General features: G+C 63.9%; 12 protein-coding genes. 5 read left to right on the forward strand and 7 right to left on the reverse strand.

The genetic code is table 11. The annotated features are described in order from the left end of the window. Positions 1 to 1308 (forward strand): DUF317 domain-containing protein (locus tag AOJ26_RS12635; protein ID WP_086724223.1); only part of this gene is annotated, 1308 nt, incomplete at its 5' end. A gap of 114 nt (positions 1309 to 1422) precedes the next feature. Here the strand turns inward: AOJ26_RS12635 and AOJ26_RS12640 are convergent. The 4 genes from AOJ26_RS12640 to queC are packed head-to-tail and all read right to left on the reverse strand — an operon-like array spanning position 1423 to position 3897. Next, a complete protein-coding gene (locus tag AOJ26_RS12640; protein WP_046914119.1) occupies positions 1423 to 2190 on the reverse strand; it encodes a GTP cyclohydrolase I FolE2 in 768 nt (255 codons plus the stop codon). 2 nt (positions 2191 to 2192) lie between these two features. After that, positions 2193 to 2549 (reverse strand): 6-carboxytetrahydropterin synthase QueD, encoded by a 357-nt coding sequence (gene queD, locus AOJ26_RS12645; protein WP_046914118.1) that lies wholly within the window; start codon positions 2547 to 2549, stop codon positions 2193 to 2195. Next, the gene (gene queE / locus AOJ26_RS12650; RefSeq protein ID WP_046914117.1) at positions 2549 to 3184 is read right to left on the reverse strand and encodes a 7-carboxy-7-deazaguanine synthase; all 636 of its coding nucleotides are present in this window, start codon (positions 3182 to 3184) and stop codon (positions 2549 to 2551) included. The genes queD and queE overlap by 1 nt, the downstream gene beginning before the upstream one ends. A gap of 2 nt (positions 3185 to 3186) precedes the next feature. After that, positions 3187 to 3897 (reverse strand): 7-cyano-7-deazaguanine synthase QueC, encoded by a 711-nt coding sequence (gene queC, locus AOJ26_RS12655; protein ID WP_046914116.1) that lies wholly within the window; start codon positions 3895 to 3897, stop codon positions 3187 to 3189. Between the two features lie 201 nt (positions 3898 to 4098). On the opposite strand from queC, the gene AOJ26_RS12660 reads away from it, so the two are divergent. Genes AOJ26_RS12660 through dbpB (AOJ26_RS12675) form a run of 4 tightly spaced genes read left to right on the forward strand, consistent with a single transcriptional unit; the run spans position 4099 to position 8419 of the window. Next, positions 4099 to 4893, forward strand: a complete 795-nt coding sequence (locus tag AOJ26_RS12660) for a hypothetical protein (RefSeq protein ID WP_234358537.1) — start codon at positions 4099 to 4101, stop codon at positions 4891 to 4893. Further along, positions 4893 to 6035, forward strand: coding sequence for a DGQHR domain-containing protein DpdB (dbpB, locus tag AOJ26_RS12665; protein ID WP_046914114.1), 1143 nt, complete (start codon positions 4893 to 4895; stop codon positions 6033 to 6035). Before AOJ26_RS12660 ends, dbpB (AOJ26_RS12665) begins: the two co-directional genes overlap by 1 nt. Then, positions 6032 to 7273 (forward strand): tRNA-guanine transglycosylase DpdA, encoded by a 1242-nt coding sequence (gene dpdA, locus AOJ26_RS12670; RefSeq protein WP_053848356.1) that lies wholly within the window; start codon positions 6032 to 6034, stop codon positions 7271 to 7273. The genes dbpB (AOJ26_RS12665) and dpdA overlap by 4 nt, the downstream gene beginning before the upstream one ends. A 48-nt stretch (positions 7274 to 7321) precedes the next feature. Next, positions 7322 to 8419, forward strand: coding sequence for a DGQHR domain-containing protein DpdB (gene dbpB / locus AOJ26_RS12675; RefSeq protein WP_046914112.1), 1098 nt, complete (start codon positions 7322 to 7324; stop codon positions 8417 to 8419). Between the two features lie 60 nt (positions 8420 to 8479). Here dbpB (AOJ26_RS12675) and dpdD read toward each other — a convergent pair whose 3' ends face one another. The 3 genes from dpdD to dpdJ are packed head-to-tail and all read right to left on the reverse strand — an operon-like array spanning position 8480 to position 15323. Next, on the reverse strand, positions 8480 to 10528 hold the full coding sequence (gene dpdD / locus AOJ26_RS12680) for a protein DpdD (RefSeq protein WP_053848360.1): 2049 nt from the start codon (positions 10526 to 10528) through the stop codon (positions 8480 to 8482). Beyond that, positions 10525 to 11046 carry a phospholipase D-like domain-containing protein DpdK gene (dpdK, locus tag AOJ26_RS12685; protein ID WP_234358538.1) on the reverse strand — a complete coding sequence of 174 codons (522 nt, stop codon included), beginning with the start codon at positions 11044 to 11046 and terminating at the stop codon, positions 10525 to 10527. The genes dpdD and dpdK overlap by 4 nt, the downstream gene beginning before the upstream one ends. Next, positions 11043 to 15323, reverse strand: a complete 4281-nt coding sequence (dpdJ, locus tag AOJ26_RS12690) for a protein DpdJ (protein ID WP_234358539.1) — start codon at positions 15321 to 15323, stop codon at positions 11043 to 11045. The genes dpdK and dpdJ overlap by 4 nt, the downstream gene beginning before the upstream one ends. Between the last annotated feature and the right edge of the window lie 74 nt (positions 15324 to 15397).

Raw genomic sequence — 15397 nt, forward strand, 5'->3', positions numbered from 1 at the left:
ACCCTCACCGGCCCCCACCACCGCACCGCCCTGGCACTCCTGGCCACCCACGGCTTCGAGACCCTCGACCCACACACCATGGTCCTGGCCCGCATTGATCACGAAGAGGCGTACTGGGCCGACCAAGCCGCCCAGGCCCTGAACGCCGAAGGGATCACCACCGAGATCACCCCCAGCCTGCGCGAGGCGATCGCCGAGGAATGGACCTGGGCGAGCTATCCGATGCCTTGGTGCACCCGCGCCGAGATCCGCGAGGTCTCTAACGAAGCCCAGAAGATCTACGACGACATCCGCCACGGACGGCTCCTCATCCACGCCCACGCCGAAGACGGCTGGACCATCGTGGCCGTCGGCACCTACCGCGACAGCGGGAAGGGCGTGTACCTCCACGGCGAGAACCACCTCCGGCAGGTCACCGACACCTTCGACTCCCCCACCCAAGCCATCACAGCCTTCGAACACACCCACGGCGACGCCCTACGCTCCGGCCCCGCCCCCATGACCGACACCGAACGCCAAACCGCCCAAGCCCGCATCGCACTCGGCTCAACCGGCACGACGCGGGCCCCATCCACGCCGCCCATCGAGAGCGTGCCCGCCTACGCTGCCGACCCCGGCGACCACGACGCTCTGCTGGAGGACTTCCTCACCGAGAACAATGACTGGGAGAAGTACCGGACCTGGGACGACAACACCACCATCGCCAACCACGAATCGCTCACTCTGCGCGCCCTCATCGATCACGACGCCGAATGCCGTGACATGAAGTGGACCATCGCCGCCTACGAATCCCCCGTCAGCGAGCGCCTCTGGCACGCCACGGCCACCGCCACCACCCCGGTGGAGATCGTGCGCACCCTGCTCAACTCCCTGGCCTCCGACTACGTGTGGGGCGCCGGACCGGCGACCGTCGTCTCCGAGACGGAGATCGCCGAGGCGACCCGGCCGCTCTCGGATGCGGGCTGGAAGCAGACAGTCGAAGGCCGCTGGATCCGGTGGGAGGCACCGGGCGAGGACGCCGCCGGCGTCCAGTTCGACGCCTTCGCCGCCCAGAAGCCCAACAGCTCGCTGCCGACCTGGACCGTCTGGGGCGGCAACGCCGTCCACCAGCCCACCTGGGCGCTCCACTTGTCCCCGTACACCCCGGCGGCCGTCCTGCAGGACCTCACCTGCGAACTCGCCGAGGGGCAAGGACACCGTCAGGTCCCCGCTGCTGCCACTCCGCGACGAGCGATGCTGACTCCGCAGGCCCCGGCGCCCGCCCCTCCCGGGCAGGCGCCGGCAGCCGTTTCCACCCAGACCCGCTGAACCTCCGCCGCGCCAACTGGACGCGTGCTTGATCGTCTGGGCCCAGAAGGCGCTGGGCCCAGGCTCAGTTGCGGCGTATCGAGTCGGGATGCTGCGGGGAGACGATGTCTGTCGTCACCTGGAGATGCGAGCGACAGCGTCGTGGCTGTGGATGCTCTCAAGGTTTCGAACGCGTACAGCATGCTCGAGGCCCCGTTCGCGGCAGGCGAGGCTGATGTCGCGCGCCATGTCCTCAACGAACACAGGGTGGTCGTACGCCTGCATCGTTAGAACGCGTTCGTCGGGCCGCTTGACCAACGGCACGACAGGGGCGGACGCACTCTGCTCCAGGAGCCTTACGGCCTCCTGCACCGCAAAGGGATAGGGCGTGTCCCCGTGCCCCGTCACGGACAGCGTGATGCGGCTGCGCTGGTTGTGGGCGCCGTAGTCCGAGATAGCTTTCGAGCACGGGCACAGGCTCGTTACCTCGGTCGTGACCGAGGTAATCACCGTCGTGTCGCCGTTGTCCCAGCGGCCTTCGAAACGAGCGTCGTGGACCTGCCACGACTCAGCGCCGCTCGCAGGCGCGACCACGCTAGTGCTCAATGGGACATCGATCGTCACTGCGAGCGCGGGAGCGTCGAGGAGGTCGGCGCCGACCTTCAGGACGTACGGCAGCTTGCGCGGATCGAACCGACGAAGGTGATCGTGTGCGAGAGCGACCATGCGGCTCATGTGGGTGCCCCGCCGGTCGTGCTGCAGCCGGACGGTCACTTCGATCTCGGCGACGCCGTCCTGGCGGAGGTGGCCGTCCTCGAAGTACAGCGGGTAGCGCAAGCCGCTGATGCCGACGTCGTCGATTTCGATGCCTCGGGAGTCGGTCTCGTTCTGGATGTCGTGCACGCTTACTCGCCCCGATAGGTGCAGCCGGATGTGCACGTCTCGCGGACAGTGAGGGCGGAGAGGCCGGGCAGTGTCGGCCTCAGCCGATCCCAGATCCAGCGGGCGAGGACCTCGCTGGTCGGGTTCTCCAAACCCTCGATCTCGTTGAGGTAGTAGTGGTCGAGTCGCGCTTCGATGGGCTTGAAGGCGCGCTTGACGTCACCGAAGTCCATGACCCAGCCCGATTCGGCTCCGACGGGCCCCTCGACGTGGACGATGACCTTGTACGAGTGCCCGTGCAGACGCGCGCACTTGTGGCCCTCGGGCACATTGGGCAGGCGGTGCGCGGATTCGAAGGTGAACTCGCGGAAGATTTCCATTACTGAATTCCCAGATACTTGTGCGTCTGGAGAGAGAGGATCCAGCGCGGGTTCTTCATGCAGTAGTCGACCGTCGCCCTGGTGTTGGCGTCAACGTCCGGGCCGTCCATGGGCTGGAGCCGGAAGTACCGGAAGTCCAGGTGCTCGAACTGACTGGGGTCGCCGCCCAACTGGGGGTAAACGAGCTTCAGTTCGTCTCCACGCGTAACTACCAGTTCGGAGCCGATTTTGGGGCTGACGCAGAGCCAGTCGATGCCCTTTGGCGGTACGCGGGTGCCGTTCGTCTCGACGGCGACCTCGAAGCCTCGGGCATGAAGGGCATCGATCGCTGCATCGTCAAGCTGCAAGAGTGGCTCGCCTCCGGTGCACACGACGAAGCGGTGCTCCCTGGATGCCGAGGGCCACGCTCGTTCCACCGCCTGCGCGAGATCGTCCGGGGACGCGAAACGGCCGCCGCCTTCTCCGTCGGTACCGACGAAATCCGTGTCGCAGAACTGGCAGATCGCACGGTGGCGATCCTTCTCCAGGCCGGTCCAGAGATTGCACCGGGAGAAGCGGCAGAAGACGGCTGGACGACCTGCGTGACTCCCTTCGCCTTGCAGGGTGTAGAAGATCTCTTTGACCAGATAGGTCATTCTCACGCGCCCTGGTACTGCACAGGGTCGGTAACGCCAGCCTCGGCGAACCCCTTCAGACGGAGCAGGCAGGTCTCGCAGTGCCCGCAGGCCCGACCCTGCTCGTCTGGGTCGTAGCAAGAAGACGTCAGGGAATAATCCACACCGAGGCGCAGTCCCTCGCGGACGATATCGGCCTTCGACATGGCGATGAGCGGCGAGTGGAGTTTGAGTTCCTGCGTCCCCTCAACGCCTGCGCGGGTCGCCAGGTTCGCCATTTTCGCGTACGCGTCCATGTACTCGGGACGGCAGTCCGGGTAGCCGCTGTAGTCGACGGCGGTCACGCCGGTGAAGATGTCGCTCGCGCCGACGGTCTCCGCGTAGGCCAGCGCGAAGGACAGGAAGATCGTGTTGCGTGCCGGTACATACGTGATGGGCACGCTGCTTCCCGTGTCCTTGCTGCTGGCGTCGTCCAGAGACTCGTGCTTGGGAACCTCGATCTCCGACGTGAGAGCCGAGCCGCCGAAAACTCGCAGATCGATGTCCGCGATGACGTGGCGAGCAACCCCCTGCGCCCCCGCCACACGCTTCGCAGCCTCCAGTTCCACACTGTGCCGCTGGCCGTAACGGAAGCTCAGCGCGTACGGCGTGTAGCCCTGGTCCTTGGCGATCGCCAGAACGGTCGTCGAGTCCAGGCCGCCACTCAGTAGAACGATCGCGGGACGCTCCGCCATGCCCTGCTCCCTAGTTAGCTCTGTGTGTACCGCTGCAGCTTACGCGAAAACTGGCAGGTAGAGTGACGCCAACATACTTCCAGTTATCGGCGTCGGGAGCAGAGCCGCGTGAGGCAACTTTCACTGGTCGTCACGTGCACGGACCGCAAGGCAGCTGCACCCGAGGCCGCACTGCAAGCAAGGTCGCTCCCGGTCGGAACAGTGAAGGAACGCTCGGCACTCTGGAAGGAGCGTGTCGAGAACGCGACTCGCACGCACTCCCTCACCGAGCTCTACCGGGGCGATCACTGGACGCAGTCGCGTCGACTAACTACAGCCGCCGCAAAGGCGGGATTCGATGCGCAACTGTGGGTGGCATCCGCCGGCCTCGGCCTGCAGCCAGTGTCTGCAATGGCGCCTTCCTACGCGGCGACCTTCAGCACCCGACACGCCGACTCGGTCGCTTCCTCGGCGGCAGACGGTGTCCAGTGGTGGCGGCATCTTCAAGAGGGAGTTGGCCGCGCGACCTTGCCGGGACTCGGCCAGGAAGGGCCAGTGCTGCTGGTGCTGTCCGAGGTCTACGCGAAGGCCATGGAAGCAGAGCTTCGAGCCCTCGGCGCGGTGGCAAGCGAGGCTCTGATGGTCGGCGGCGTCGAAGAGATCCCCGGCATCCAACGAGTCGCCTCCGATGCAGGGTTGCGCCATGCGCTCGGCGGAACCCTGACGAGCCTGAACGTACGCATGGCCGCGTCCTGGCTCCAGTACTGCGATGACAAACGACTGACCTCTCCCGCGGCCAACGACTCCTGGCGCAAGTGGGCGGCGAGTACGTCTCAGCCGGAGCAGCACAACCGCGAGCCCATGTCGGATGAAGAGGTCGTCGCCTTCATTAAAGAGCAGATCACCTCCTCGCCCGGCATCTCACGAACGCGACTCTTGCGTGCACTGCGAGACAGCGGCCGAGCATGCGAGCAGAGCAGGTTTGCCGGGTTGTTCATTCGCACCAGGGGGGAATAGTGACAGAGAATCTGATCAGACGCAGGGCCCTGCGCATCGAACAGAACCCCAAGATCCCCCTGTACCTGTTCGCACTGGAAGCAGGGGAAGTTGACCTCGTAGCCGACGTCGCGCGGATCTCGCGTGATGAGGCCGGCAAGCTATTTGGGTATCAGCGCCCCGAGAAGAAGCAACACGTCAAGCAGATCTTGGAATACCTAGACGGCGACGACGTGCTCTTTCCGAACGGCCTAATTCTCGCGTTGCCCCCGGCGGTACGCTTCAAGGGGAGCCGAGGCCCCAACCCTAGCGACGGGCTCGCAACCATTGGCACCCTGGAGATTCCCCTCCCGGAATCACGGGAAGCGCCACGCCCAGCTCTCATTGTCGACGGTCAGCAGCGGAGCCTGGCGCTTGCTCGTACGCGGAACTCCAAGATGCCAATCACCATCGCGGGATTTGTAGCTGAGGACCTGGACATTCAACGCGACCAGTTCCTGCGCGTTAATACAGTGTCACCTCTTCCCGGGAACTTGGTCTCAGAACTCCTGCCAGAGGTGAACACCCAACTGCCCACGAGGCTCTCGGCCCGTAAGCTCCCAGCAACTCTGGTAAATGCGCTGAACCAGGATAGCGACTCACCTTTTAAAGGTCTGATCAAGCAGGCGTCAACCACCGCCAGCAAGAAGTCAGAAACTTTCGTTAAGGACAACAGCCTCCTTCAGGCAATCACGGAATCCTTGTCGGCTTCCGGAGTCCTCTTCCCTTACAAGAACTTGTCCAGCGGAACAACTGACACGGCAACTATCCGCAACATTCTCGTTGTTTACTGGACTGCAGTGAGGGACACATTCCCTGACGCATGGGGAATCTCACCGACCAAGAGCCGGCTGATGCATGGCGTCGGGATTCGCTCCATGGGGCGACTCATGGATCGCGTCATGGAGCGAGTGTTGTTTGAAGTAGACGTCAACTCGAACGACGTCTACGACAAGGTCATGGCGGAACTCGCACTTATTGGACCCCACTGCCACTGGACCAAGGGACGCTGGTCTGAGATCAACTTCTCCTGGAATGAGCTGGAGAACGTCACGAAGCACATCAACATCCTGTCAAACTATCTGATCCGTGTTTACCGTGAGTCAAGGATGAGCGCGTCGTGAAATTCTACTTTCCAGACAGCCAGGACCAGGTCAGTCCGACGTACGACTTCCTCAATGACGAATATTCTCCGTACCGGGTTCGACAGAGAGACGATCTCTACGCTCATCAAGCGGTGAAGCCTGCCCCATACGACGGCATACTAGTCAGCAAGGCCATTGTCGACGGCTCGGTAAAGGGTGCAGGAAAATATAGTGCACCTCAGCGCGAGCGGCTATACCGGCTTGGCGTGCGTGAATTCTTCAGACTCCCCAAGGCGATGAGAAGTCTCGGAGACTGCGGGGCGTTCAACTATATCGACGAAGAACGTCCTCCCTATTCTGTCGAACAGGTCCTCGATTTCTACCTCGGCTGCCAATTCAATTCAGGGATCAGCATTGACCATGTGATCTTCGGCTACGATCCGAAAGTCTCCGACGCGGATGTCAATCCTGCGTGGGCACAGCGCCGCGAGATTTCGCTAGAATTGGCGGAGGAGTTCATCGCCGGCGTCAGGGCTCGCAACGCGAAGACCCTGAACGAGGATGACAAACTCGAGCCTGTTGGCGCTGCTCAGGGATGGAGCCCAGATAGCTACGCGGACAGCGTCGCTCGGCTCCAAAAAATGGGCTACAAGCGGATTGCTCTGGGCGGCATGGTCCCGTTGAAGACGCCCGAAATCGTGTCCTGCCTTGAGAGGATCGCTAAAGTCCGTGCGGATGAGGTGTACTTCCATTTGCTCGGGATCACCCGCGTTGACAGCATGGAAGAGTTTTCCAAGTACTACGTCGCAAGTTTCGACAGCACCTCAGCGTTCCGCCAGGCCTTCATGGACGAGCGCAACAACTACCACACTGCTAACGGTTCCTACACAGCGATCAGAGTTCCGCAGGTCGATGGAAACCTGACCCTCAAGCGACTGATCCTCGCTGGCGTCGTCTCTCAATCGGTGGCCATCAAAGCAGAGCGGGAATGCCTCCAACTGCTGCGCAGGTACGACGAACGCAATGCGGAAGCCGAAGAGGTCATGGAGGCACTGCGCGGCTATCAGGCGCTCCTCGGCGATGAAAAGAAGCTGAAGCACGTCGAGCGGTACAAGGCCACCCTTGCTGATCGCCCCTGGGACGACTGCCCATGCGATCTCTGCAAGGAACACAAGATCGAAATGGTCATCTTCCGCGGAACAGAGCGAAACAAGCGCCGCGGATTCCATAACATGACTGTCCTGGAAGCCAAGATGCGCAAGCTGTCGTTCACATAATCACCCAGACCGCGCATAAGACTCTAAGCACCCTAAACAGGAGATAATGTGGCCGACCGCTACGAGCTCAAGCTACCTGCCCTCAAGGTGAGCCAAGGCAGCAAGGAGATCTACTGCTTCGCAGTCGACGGCAAGAAACTGCACGACTTCGCCGCCGTCTCGCGCATCCGCCGAGACGACGAGAAGCAGCTGCAGGGGTACCAGCGGCCCGAGGTCCTCAGCCACATCCGGTCGATCCGCCGTTACCTTGAGTCAGACGGCGCGATGCTTCCCAACGCACTGGTCCTTGCCTTCGACGAGCGAGTGAAATTTGTTCCCGCAGCCCGCGGCGGATCCGTCGACTACTCCGTTCCTGGTGAACTGGTCATCCCCGTCGACGAGTCACTGGCTGACGAAGACAAGCCAGCATGGCTGGTTGACGGACAGCAGCGCAGCGCCGCCATCAGGGACGCTGACCTTGCCGAGTTCCCCGTCGCTGCCGTGGGCTTCATTGCTTCCGGACAGGCGGAGCAGCGGTCGCAGTTCATCTTGGTCAACTCGACCAAGCCGCTCCCCAAGGGGCTCGTGTATGAGTTGTTGCCCGCGACGACCGGGCAGTTGCCGCGTTCGCATGAGCGTCGCCGGCTCGCTGCGCAAATCATGTCTCTCCTGAATACCCAAGAGGGCCCCTTCTGCGGGAGGATCAGCAGCCCTACGTCTCCCAAGGGCAACATCAAGGACAACAGCGTGCTGAAGATGCTGGAGCACAGCATCTACGAGGGCGCGCTGTTCCAGTACCGCAACGCCACCGACGGCACCGGCGACGAGGAGCGGATGGTCGCGCACCTCCAGGCCTTCTGGAAGCCAGTCTCGAAAATCTTCGAGGACGCGTGGAGCAAGCCCCCGAAGGAGTCGAGGCTGACGCACGGTGTGGGTATCCAGGCCATGGGCTTCGTCATGGACCGGCTCACCACTGATATCCCGGTCGACAAGGTCAACTGGGACGAGGTCCGCTCCATTCTGCGAGGCCTCGAAGAGCATGTGGCGTGGACGGCTGGCACATGGACGTTCCCGGACGGCCAGGAGCGCCGCTGGAACAGTCTGCAGAACACGTCCAGCGACGTACGACTGCTCAGCACTTACCTGCAGGCCCGAGTCCGCGGGTAGTACCTGACAGTGCGCCCTAGCAAGGTGGCCGCCCAGCTCCCTGGGGCGGCCACCTTGCTGTCAGGACTCCGCTGCTGCTGCGCGAAGCTCGTCGACTGCCGCACGCAGAAGAGAGGCCGAGCCGCTACCGTTCGCGTACCCAATGTGCTGGGTTACCGCGTGCTGATCGATGAAGCCAGTCGCCGCATGCTTCGCGCAGCGCGTGGCCAGAACAATCGCGTCAGCCGTGCGGGCCTTCTGGCGCAGTTGCGGCGTGCCGACACGGTCGGAGGCCGTCGTTACCTTCACGGCCGGCGCGAGTCGCTCAACCTCTTCCCGACAGCGGGCGAGTACTGCTTCATCCAGGGAGTACAGCAACAGTGTCAGGGGCGGGATTTCAGACGGCGAATCGCCCTCACTGCCTTCCCTGGAGGGAGGCTCCCACTCGAAGTCGATGCCGAGTTCTTGCGAAAGGCGCTGGGCAAAAGACAAGTCCGCCTCGTTGAGGCGCTGTTGATGCAGCCAGAGCGGTTCCAGGAGTGCGTACGCCAGGTTACTGCGAGCCTCGTTACTGGGGCACCCGGCAAGGAACAGGCGATCGACGAAGTCGAGCGCGACCGCAGCCCGTTCAGCAGCGACCCACCGGCTCCGCTCCGATCCGATCTCCTCAAGGAGTTCCCTGTACTCCCTCTCCGCCGGGGCTGCCCGGAGGGCAATCTCCGTCAGCGCCTGCAGGACAGCAAGATCGCCTGGACCGAATCGGTCGAAGGTCAGCGCGTTCCGGATGAACGCGTGAGCCGTCTGACCCGCTGGCGCGTCGTATCCCACGGCATCGATGAAGGCTCCGACTGCGCTCCATACCCTGTCCGCCTCGTGATCCTGCAAGCCATCCAGGAACTCGGCAAGCGCCGCATCGTCGGTGGCCGGGCTCTGCCAGACCATCCATGTACGGTCCTCCAACGCCGCCTTGCCGTCAGCGTGGCCTGCGGCAATCGAACTCAGCAGACTGCTCCAGGACGTAACTGGCTCATAGCGTCCCGCCGATGCCACTGCTGTACGTTCAGCCAGGATTTCTTGTGGCTCGGGAACCGGAGCGGTTGTGACTTCTGTCGGCTGGACCGTCGGCAGCAACTCCGTGACGTGATCCCATACGAGAGACGGGATCTCATCCACCCGACCGCTTGCCTCGACTGATGTCGCGAGGCGTTGCAGGGTAGTGAAGTCCTGACGGATTCCAACCGCCAGCAGCAGTACGGTCATTGCCTGCGGCCCGTACGCACTGGCGTCGCTGGGGATCAGATCAGGGACAACCCTCCCTGATTCGACCAGCTTGCTCTTTGCAGCGGTGAGGTCGTTATCCGTGAGCGGCTGCTCCAGCGCCACTGAATAGACGGCATTGAGGATCGCTTCCCGTACTGGCGCCGGAGGGTTCTGGCGAACGATGTCCAGCAGTCCGGGGAAGGCCAGGACATCCGCGCTCCGCCCCAACCGGTCCAGCCTCTTGATATGCAGGTTAGCCAGGTTGGTTGCCGTGATGCCGCCACCTGCGGCCAACTGCTCAAGCGCATCGAGCGAAGCGGAGTCTCCGCCGGCCGACAGGGAGGCATCGAACTCGGCCAGGAGCCGTCCCATTGGCTTGGCGAGTCGCCACAATCTGGGGGGCCGGCTTGCGACGGTCCGCTGCATGAGTTGCAGCGCCTCAGCGAGGTTCGTGCGGTGCTGGCGTGTCTTGCCGGTGTCGAGTCGAAACGTGACGCGAGGACCGAAGAAGTCCAGGATCGCCTTCTCGACCGGATCATCAGGGGCGAGTGGAGCCGGGCGGAGTCCCCGTAGCGGGTCGAACGCGATGTACGTCGGGCCCGCGAACGAACGGATCAAGTCGGCCGTCTTCGCTGCGTCCGCAGTATCTCTCGCGATGACGTACATCACGAACCAGTCCCGGTCGGGGTAGGTACGAGGCAGCACGATAGGAGCGTCGTCCCCACGGCGGAAGGCTTCCACGAACGGAAGGGTCCGGCCAGCGTGCTGGTAGGCAGGATCGAGGTTCGGCCAGACACGGTTTCCTGTTCCGAAGAATCGTTGCAAGAACTCCTCGGTCTGCTCCCGCGTGCGCTGTTGGCTCTGATTCACGCGCCAGCCCCCCACCGCTGCCTGAGGTCCAGCCGCGCCTGGCCCGCGTCCGGGCCGCCGACCTTATACGTGACTGATTCGTCGTTCACCGCCATGCCGCGGATCGTGTAGTTCATCGACCCGGTCAGAATCCAGTCCTTCCCGCAGAGCGTCTTCTCATGGACATCTGGACTCTGCACGATGCGGATGTAGTCCCGTTCCGGGGCCGATTCCAGATGCTGCAGAAAGGCCGCATTATGCGGGGCAGGGCGTGTGACCACGTGTACACGTGCCTCAGGGCTCGCGATACGGGCCAGGGCCTCCGAAAGCCGCCAGCCCAGTGGCGGAACATCTCCGAAGAACGAATCGTAGGCGCCGTGGCTGTTGTCCAGTACTTGGACGTCGGTAATCCACGGTGAGACCAACCAGAGTTCACTGCTCGGGTTCACCGCCTCAGCGATCAAGGCAGCCGACAGCATCGAATCGACACGAAGACCAGTGCGCGCTCCGATGCGGACGGTGCGTTCCAGGACGCTCACTGTGCTGCCTCCCGTAGTTCCACTCGCACTTGCAGTTGATCTCTGTGGCGCGCGAACCCGCGAACTTCGCCGAACACCTTCAGGAAGTCCCGGTCGATGGGCAGCGCCGGCACGCGTACGAGGGCCTGCGCCATTGCCGTGCTTTCCTTGGCTGGACATACAAGCTGTACAGCAGCGCCTTCCGACATTGCCTTCTGGTAGGTCAGCGTCCAGTCGGTGCCTGTGACGTCGATCTGCGCGATGTTGTCGTCGTGTGCAGCCTGTACGAGGAGCCGGTCCAGCACAGGGGGCCCGACATAGGGCTGGTAGTGCTGGAGATCTTGGGTTCTGGCCTGTCGCCCGCGCGGCCAGAGCAGACTGAACGCCTGGTCCGCAGTCACTTCCCGCGAGCTGCTCACCGTGAGGCGTCCGGCGCCGGCGGCGTACGCCAGGACGCGTGCGTCTATTTCGATACCGAGGCGCTGTTCCAACTCGCTCCATGCATCGACAAGTCCCAGGGCTACCGCGTCTGTGTCGGGGCTGGAACCGGGGCGGAGGAGTCGAGTCGACATGGCGGACACTGCAGTACGTCGAGGAGGGCCATCCAGACGCTCCCAGGCCGCCCGAAGCCCCCGGAGGGCGGTGCCCGCCGCCGTGGAGTCCTCTGCGCTGCGCAGAGCATTCATCATCTGCGCGGCCTCACCGCCGGGCTCCTGAATGAGGTGTCGAAGGAGACGGGTCAGCGTCGCATCGACATACTCGTAGTCGCTGGGGGCAAGTGCACTGGCTACGAGTCCCCAGAACCGGCGCGGGTCTTCGCTGTAGTACTGCACAAGACGCTCGATGACCCCCAATCCTCCGATGGACGTCTCGCTCAACCACACGGTGGCCGGGTCGCCCAGGCCGTCTCCGGGCAGCACGTCGACGATTAGGTCGCCGTCCTGCGCATCGCGACAGGCCCGCTGAGCCGCCGTGGATATCGCAGCGGCCAGGGTGTCGCGATATGCGCGTTGCGCCAACTCTTCGGTGTGCGCGGCGACGTCGGGCGCGACCAGGAGTTCCGCTGCTCCGTCGAGTGCTGAGATGACGCGGCTGTCGTGGGACAACTCCAGGAGTGCGGCCACCAGGCGGTCCCCGTCTACGGGCTGCTCGGACTCACTGTTGTCCCGGTAGAGAACCTTGAAGATTTCAGCGAGGTTTTGGCTCCACGATCCGTCGGCGAGTGAGGCCCTCACCTGCTCACCGGTGCGCGTGCCGTCCAGTCCGGCCAGGGCGAATGCAGTCAGATACACCTGAGTCAGCCACTCGCGCTGGAACTTGTTGGTGATCTCGGCAAGCGTTGGATCCTCGGCGACGGCGTAGGAGAACGCGAGAGAGCGCCATTGCGGAGAATCCAGATAGTCCCGTACGGCGGGCTCGGTGAGATCCAGCGGCATGTGCCTGACGCGGAAGGCGTCAACCTCAAGCCGGAAGCCGAGGGCAGCCGGTTGACCCTGCACTTCGTATCGGACAGTTCGCTTCTCACTGTCCCCGCGCTTACGAGCGATCTCGCAGTCTGCCCCCATTGTCATGCGCCGAACCTCGATGGGGTTGCCAGCGGCGTGGGTTGCAAAGTTGACCGAGGCGATGCGCTGCGACCACAACGAAGGCTCTGGAACGTCCGCCGAGCTCAGGGACGCATCCTCTGGAACGACGATCTGCGTGCCCCAGCGAGGGATGCCCTGCGACCGGGTGTCGATCTCCTGAGGGGGTTGATCGAGGATGAGCTGCTGCGGGCGGAACACCTGAAATCCTGAAGGGCCGTGCCCGTGGGGAAACCACATTCCTTCAGGATCGCCACTCCGGACGATGTCAGTGAGCGGCAGCGCATCCGTGTCGTCGGGAGGCATCGGAAGCCAGGTGCGGTGCTCGTCACGGCGGTGTCCGTAGCGGCGGCTGACTCGCCCCGGTACCGCTTCGCGCAGAGCCCGAGCGATGGGAAGTTGCTCGATGCTGTCCCCCTCAGAGAAGGGCAGCAGCAGGTCCACCTCTGGCAGGTTCAATGGTGCGAACAACGACTGGGTGACGAACTCGGGAAGCATCGCGCCGTCCCGGGCCCCCGAGTCGTCGCGCAGCGGCCGCCACTGGCTGCGCAGCCGGCGGAGGGCTGTCGGCACTACGGCCAGGAGGAGCGAGCGGGGCTGCTCCCAGAGCAAAGCTTGAGCCTCGTCGGCGCTGATACGGAGTGCCCGCACCAGATGGTTGGCGAGTTCATCCTGGAGACCGGAATTGTCCAGGAGCGCCTGGAGCAGCTCGGCGAGCATCTCGCTTGCCGCCTGATCCTCCTGGCGCACGACGCCGCCGCGGGGCGCCTTGAGCAGCTTGCGCGGGTCCGCCCACTGACGTCTGCTGCGGAGCTTGCGGCCAGTCCAGTCCAGGAGGGCCTGCGTGCCTTGAATTTTCAGCACAAACCGGTTGCCGATGGGCAACGTTCGGGCCGATACCTCCGGGGCGAACAGCGTCTCGTACGCCTGGTAGGCAAGACGGTCTCGACCATAGTCCGAAAGTGTGACCACGGTGATCGGACGGGTTCCGCGCTGACGCCCGGCGCGACCGCGGCGCTGGATGAAGGCGGCGGCGTCGCGGGGTGCTTTGTGCTGCAGGACCAACCCGACCCGAGGATCGTTGAAGCCGACTTCAAGAGAGGCCGTGGCCACCGTGAGATCCGCGTTGTGGTCGACGCCCACATCCTGTGACGAGGTCCGGCCGATCCGTAGGTGGTGGAGGCGAAGGCCAGGATCGAGATCGTGCCCGATCTTCTCGACCATGTCCCAGGACTGACCATCCCGGTAGCGGGCATCGTGCTCGTCCCGATCTGGGGAGCGAAGGCCAGCGAGCACAGGCTTCCAGCCACTGCGACCGCCGGACCGGTACTGACCTCCCTCCGCATCACGGAGATCGTCGTAGAAACGGTTGGTTACGTCGAGGTCGTCGGTGAACAGAAAACCCGTTGAGCCGTAAAGGAAGCGGTCACTTTCTTGGTCCAGCGTGCGTCCGAAGAGCATCGCGGTCTGGATCGATGTGGACAGCAGGCTGGCGCCGGCGACGGGGTCGCCACGTAGTGCGAGCGCGTACTCGCGGCCTTCGGTCTCCATGGCGTCCTCAGCCGGTTCGATCGGCTCGACGTCGCCCGGATGCAGCCCGATCAGTTGGGCGAAGAAGTGTCTGGCGTCTCGCAGCGTGGCGCTCAGACCGACGAACGTGACGGGCCGGCCAACCGCTTCACGCCAACGACGGAGAAGGAGGGCGACCTGTGCCCCGTGTACGCCGGTGTACGTGTGAACCTCGTCAAGGAGGACAAGGGCGGGGCCAGGGTTGCCTCCGCGCCACCCGAGCAGGCGCTCGAGGTAGCTGTCAGCACTGGCGCGGTTGAGGGTCTCGGTGGTGGTGAAGAGTAGATCTGGCTCGTTGGCCTTGAGCGACTCGCGCGTGAGTGCGAGGCGCCCATCCTTGATGGTGTGGCCGCACTTCACGCAGGTCAACTGCTCGCGCCCCTGGAGCCGATCGCTGTCGGACCACACCAAGTCACCGGTCCCACATTCGGGATTTGGGCACGGGAGGTACGGGCAAATGGCCCCCTCAGAGGTTCGCGCCCACGCTCCGGCCACCCTGCCACCCGGTTCCAATTTCAGGTCCCGCGCGTTCCAAGGGGTGTTGCCATAGAGCGCGCCGATACGCAGAGCACGACGTCCCTGCGCACGCAGGGCTCCCTCGATGCCGTCGGCCCCACGAATTGCTTCCCGGAGTTGATCTCGTAGGAGCTCCAGGCGGGGATAGAGGGCAAGGGTGTGTACCCGGGACGTTGTACCAGGCCGGGCGTGCTCCGCCATCGCCGCGAATGCCGGCAGATAGAACGCGAGGGTCTTACCGCTACCCGTACCCGCGCCGACAATGATTCCCGTTGATCGCGGACCACCGAGCGCCTTGAACACGGTGCGCGTGGCGTCCAACTGGAAGCGAGCCAGCTTGTAGTCCCGCACGTGGGCTGCCGCGACGTGCTGCTGCAGGTCACGCCACTGGTCAAGGCGGGCCAGCTCCGCCAGGGCATCCTCTGCGGGGATGTCACGGCGGGGGTAGCGGCGCGGCGCGACGTGGAGTCGGTAGTCGGCGACCAGACGCTTCTGCTGCCGCCACCAGCCCCGGTCGGGTTGGCTGGCCCATCCGCCTCGCGCAAAGAGTTGTCGTAGACCGGTAGTCAGCCTCAGGGTCTCGGCCAGCCGGGTGCGGTACCGCGGAGGCGAGACAACGGGGACGGGCACTTCGAACAGCAGGGCGCGATCGAGGCACAGGGCCCCGGCGTTTGCCCGGGTCGTCCGGTTTGATCATGTGATGC

The sequence above is a fragment of the Streptomyces sp. NRRL B-24085 genome (assembly GCF_001282115.1).
GTDB lineage: Bacteria > Actinomycetota > Actinomycetes > Streptomycetales > Streptomycetaceae > Streptomyces.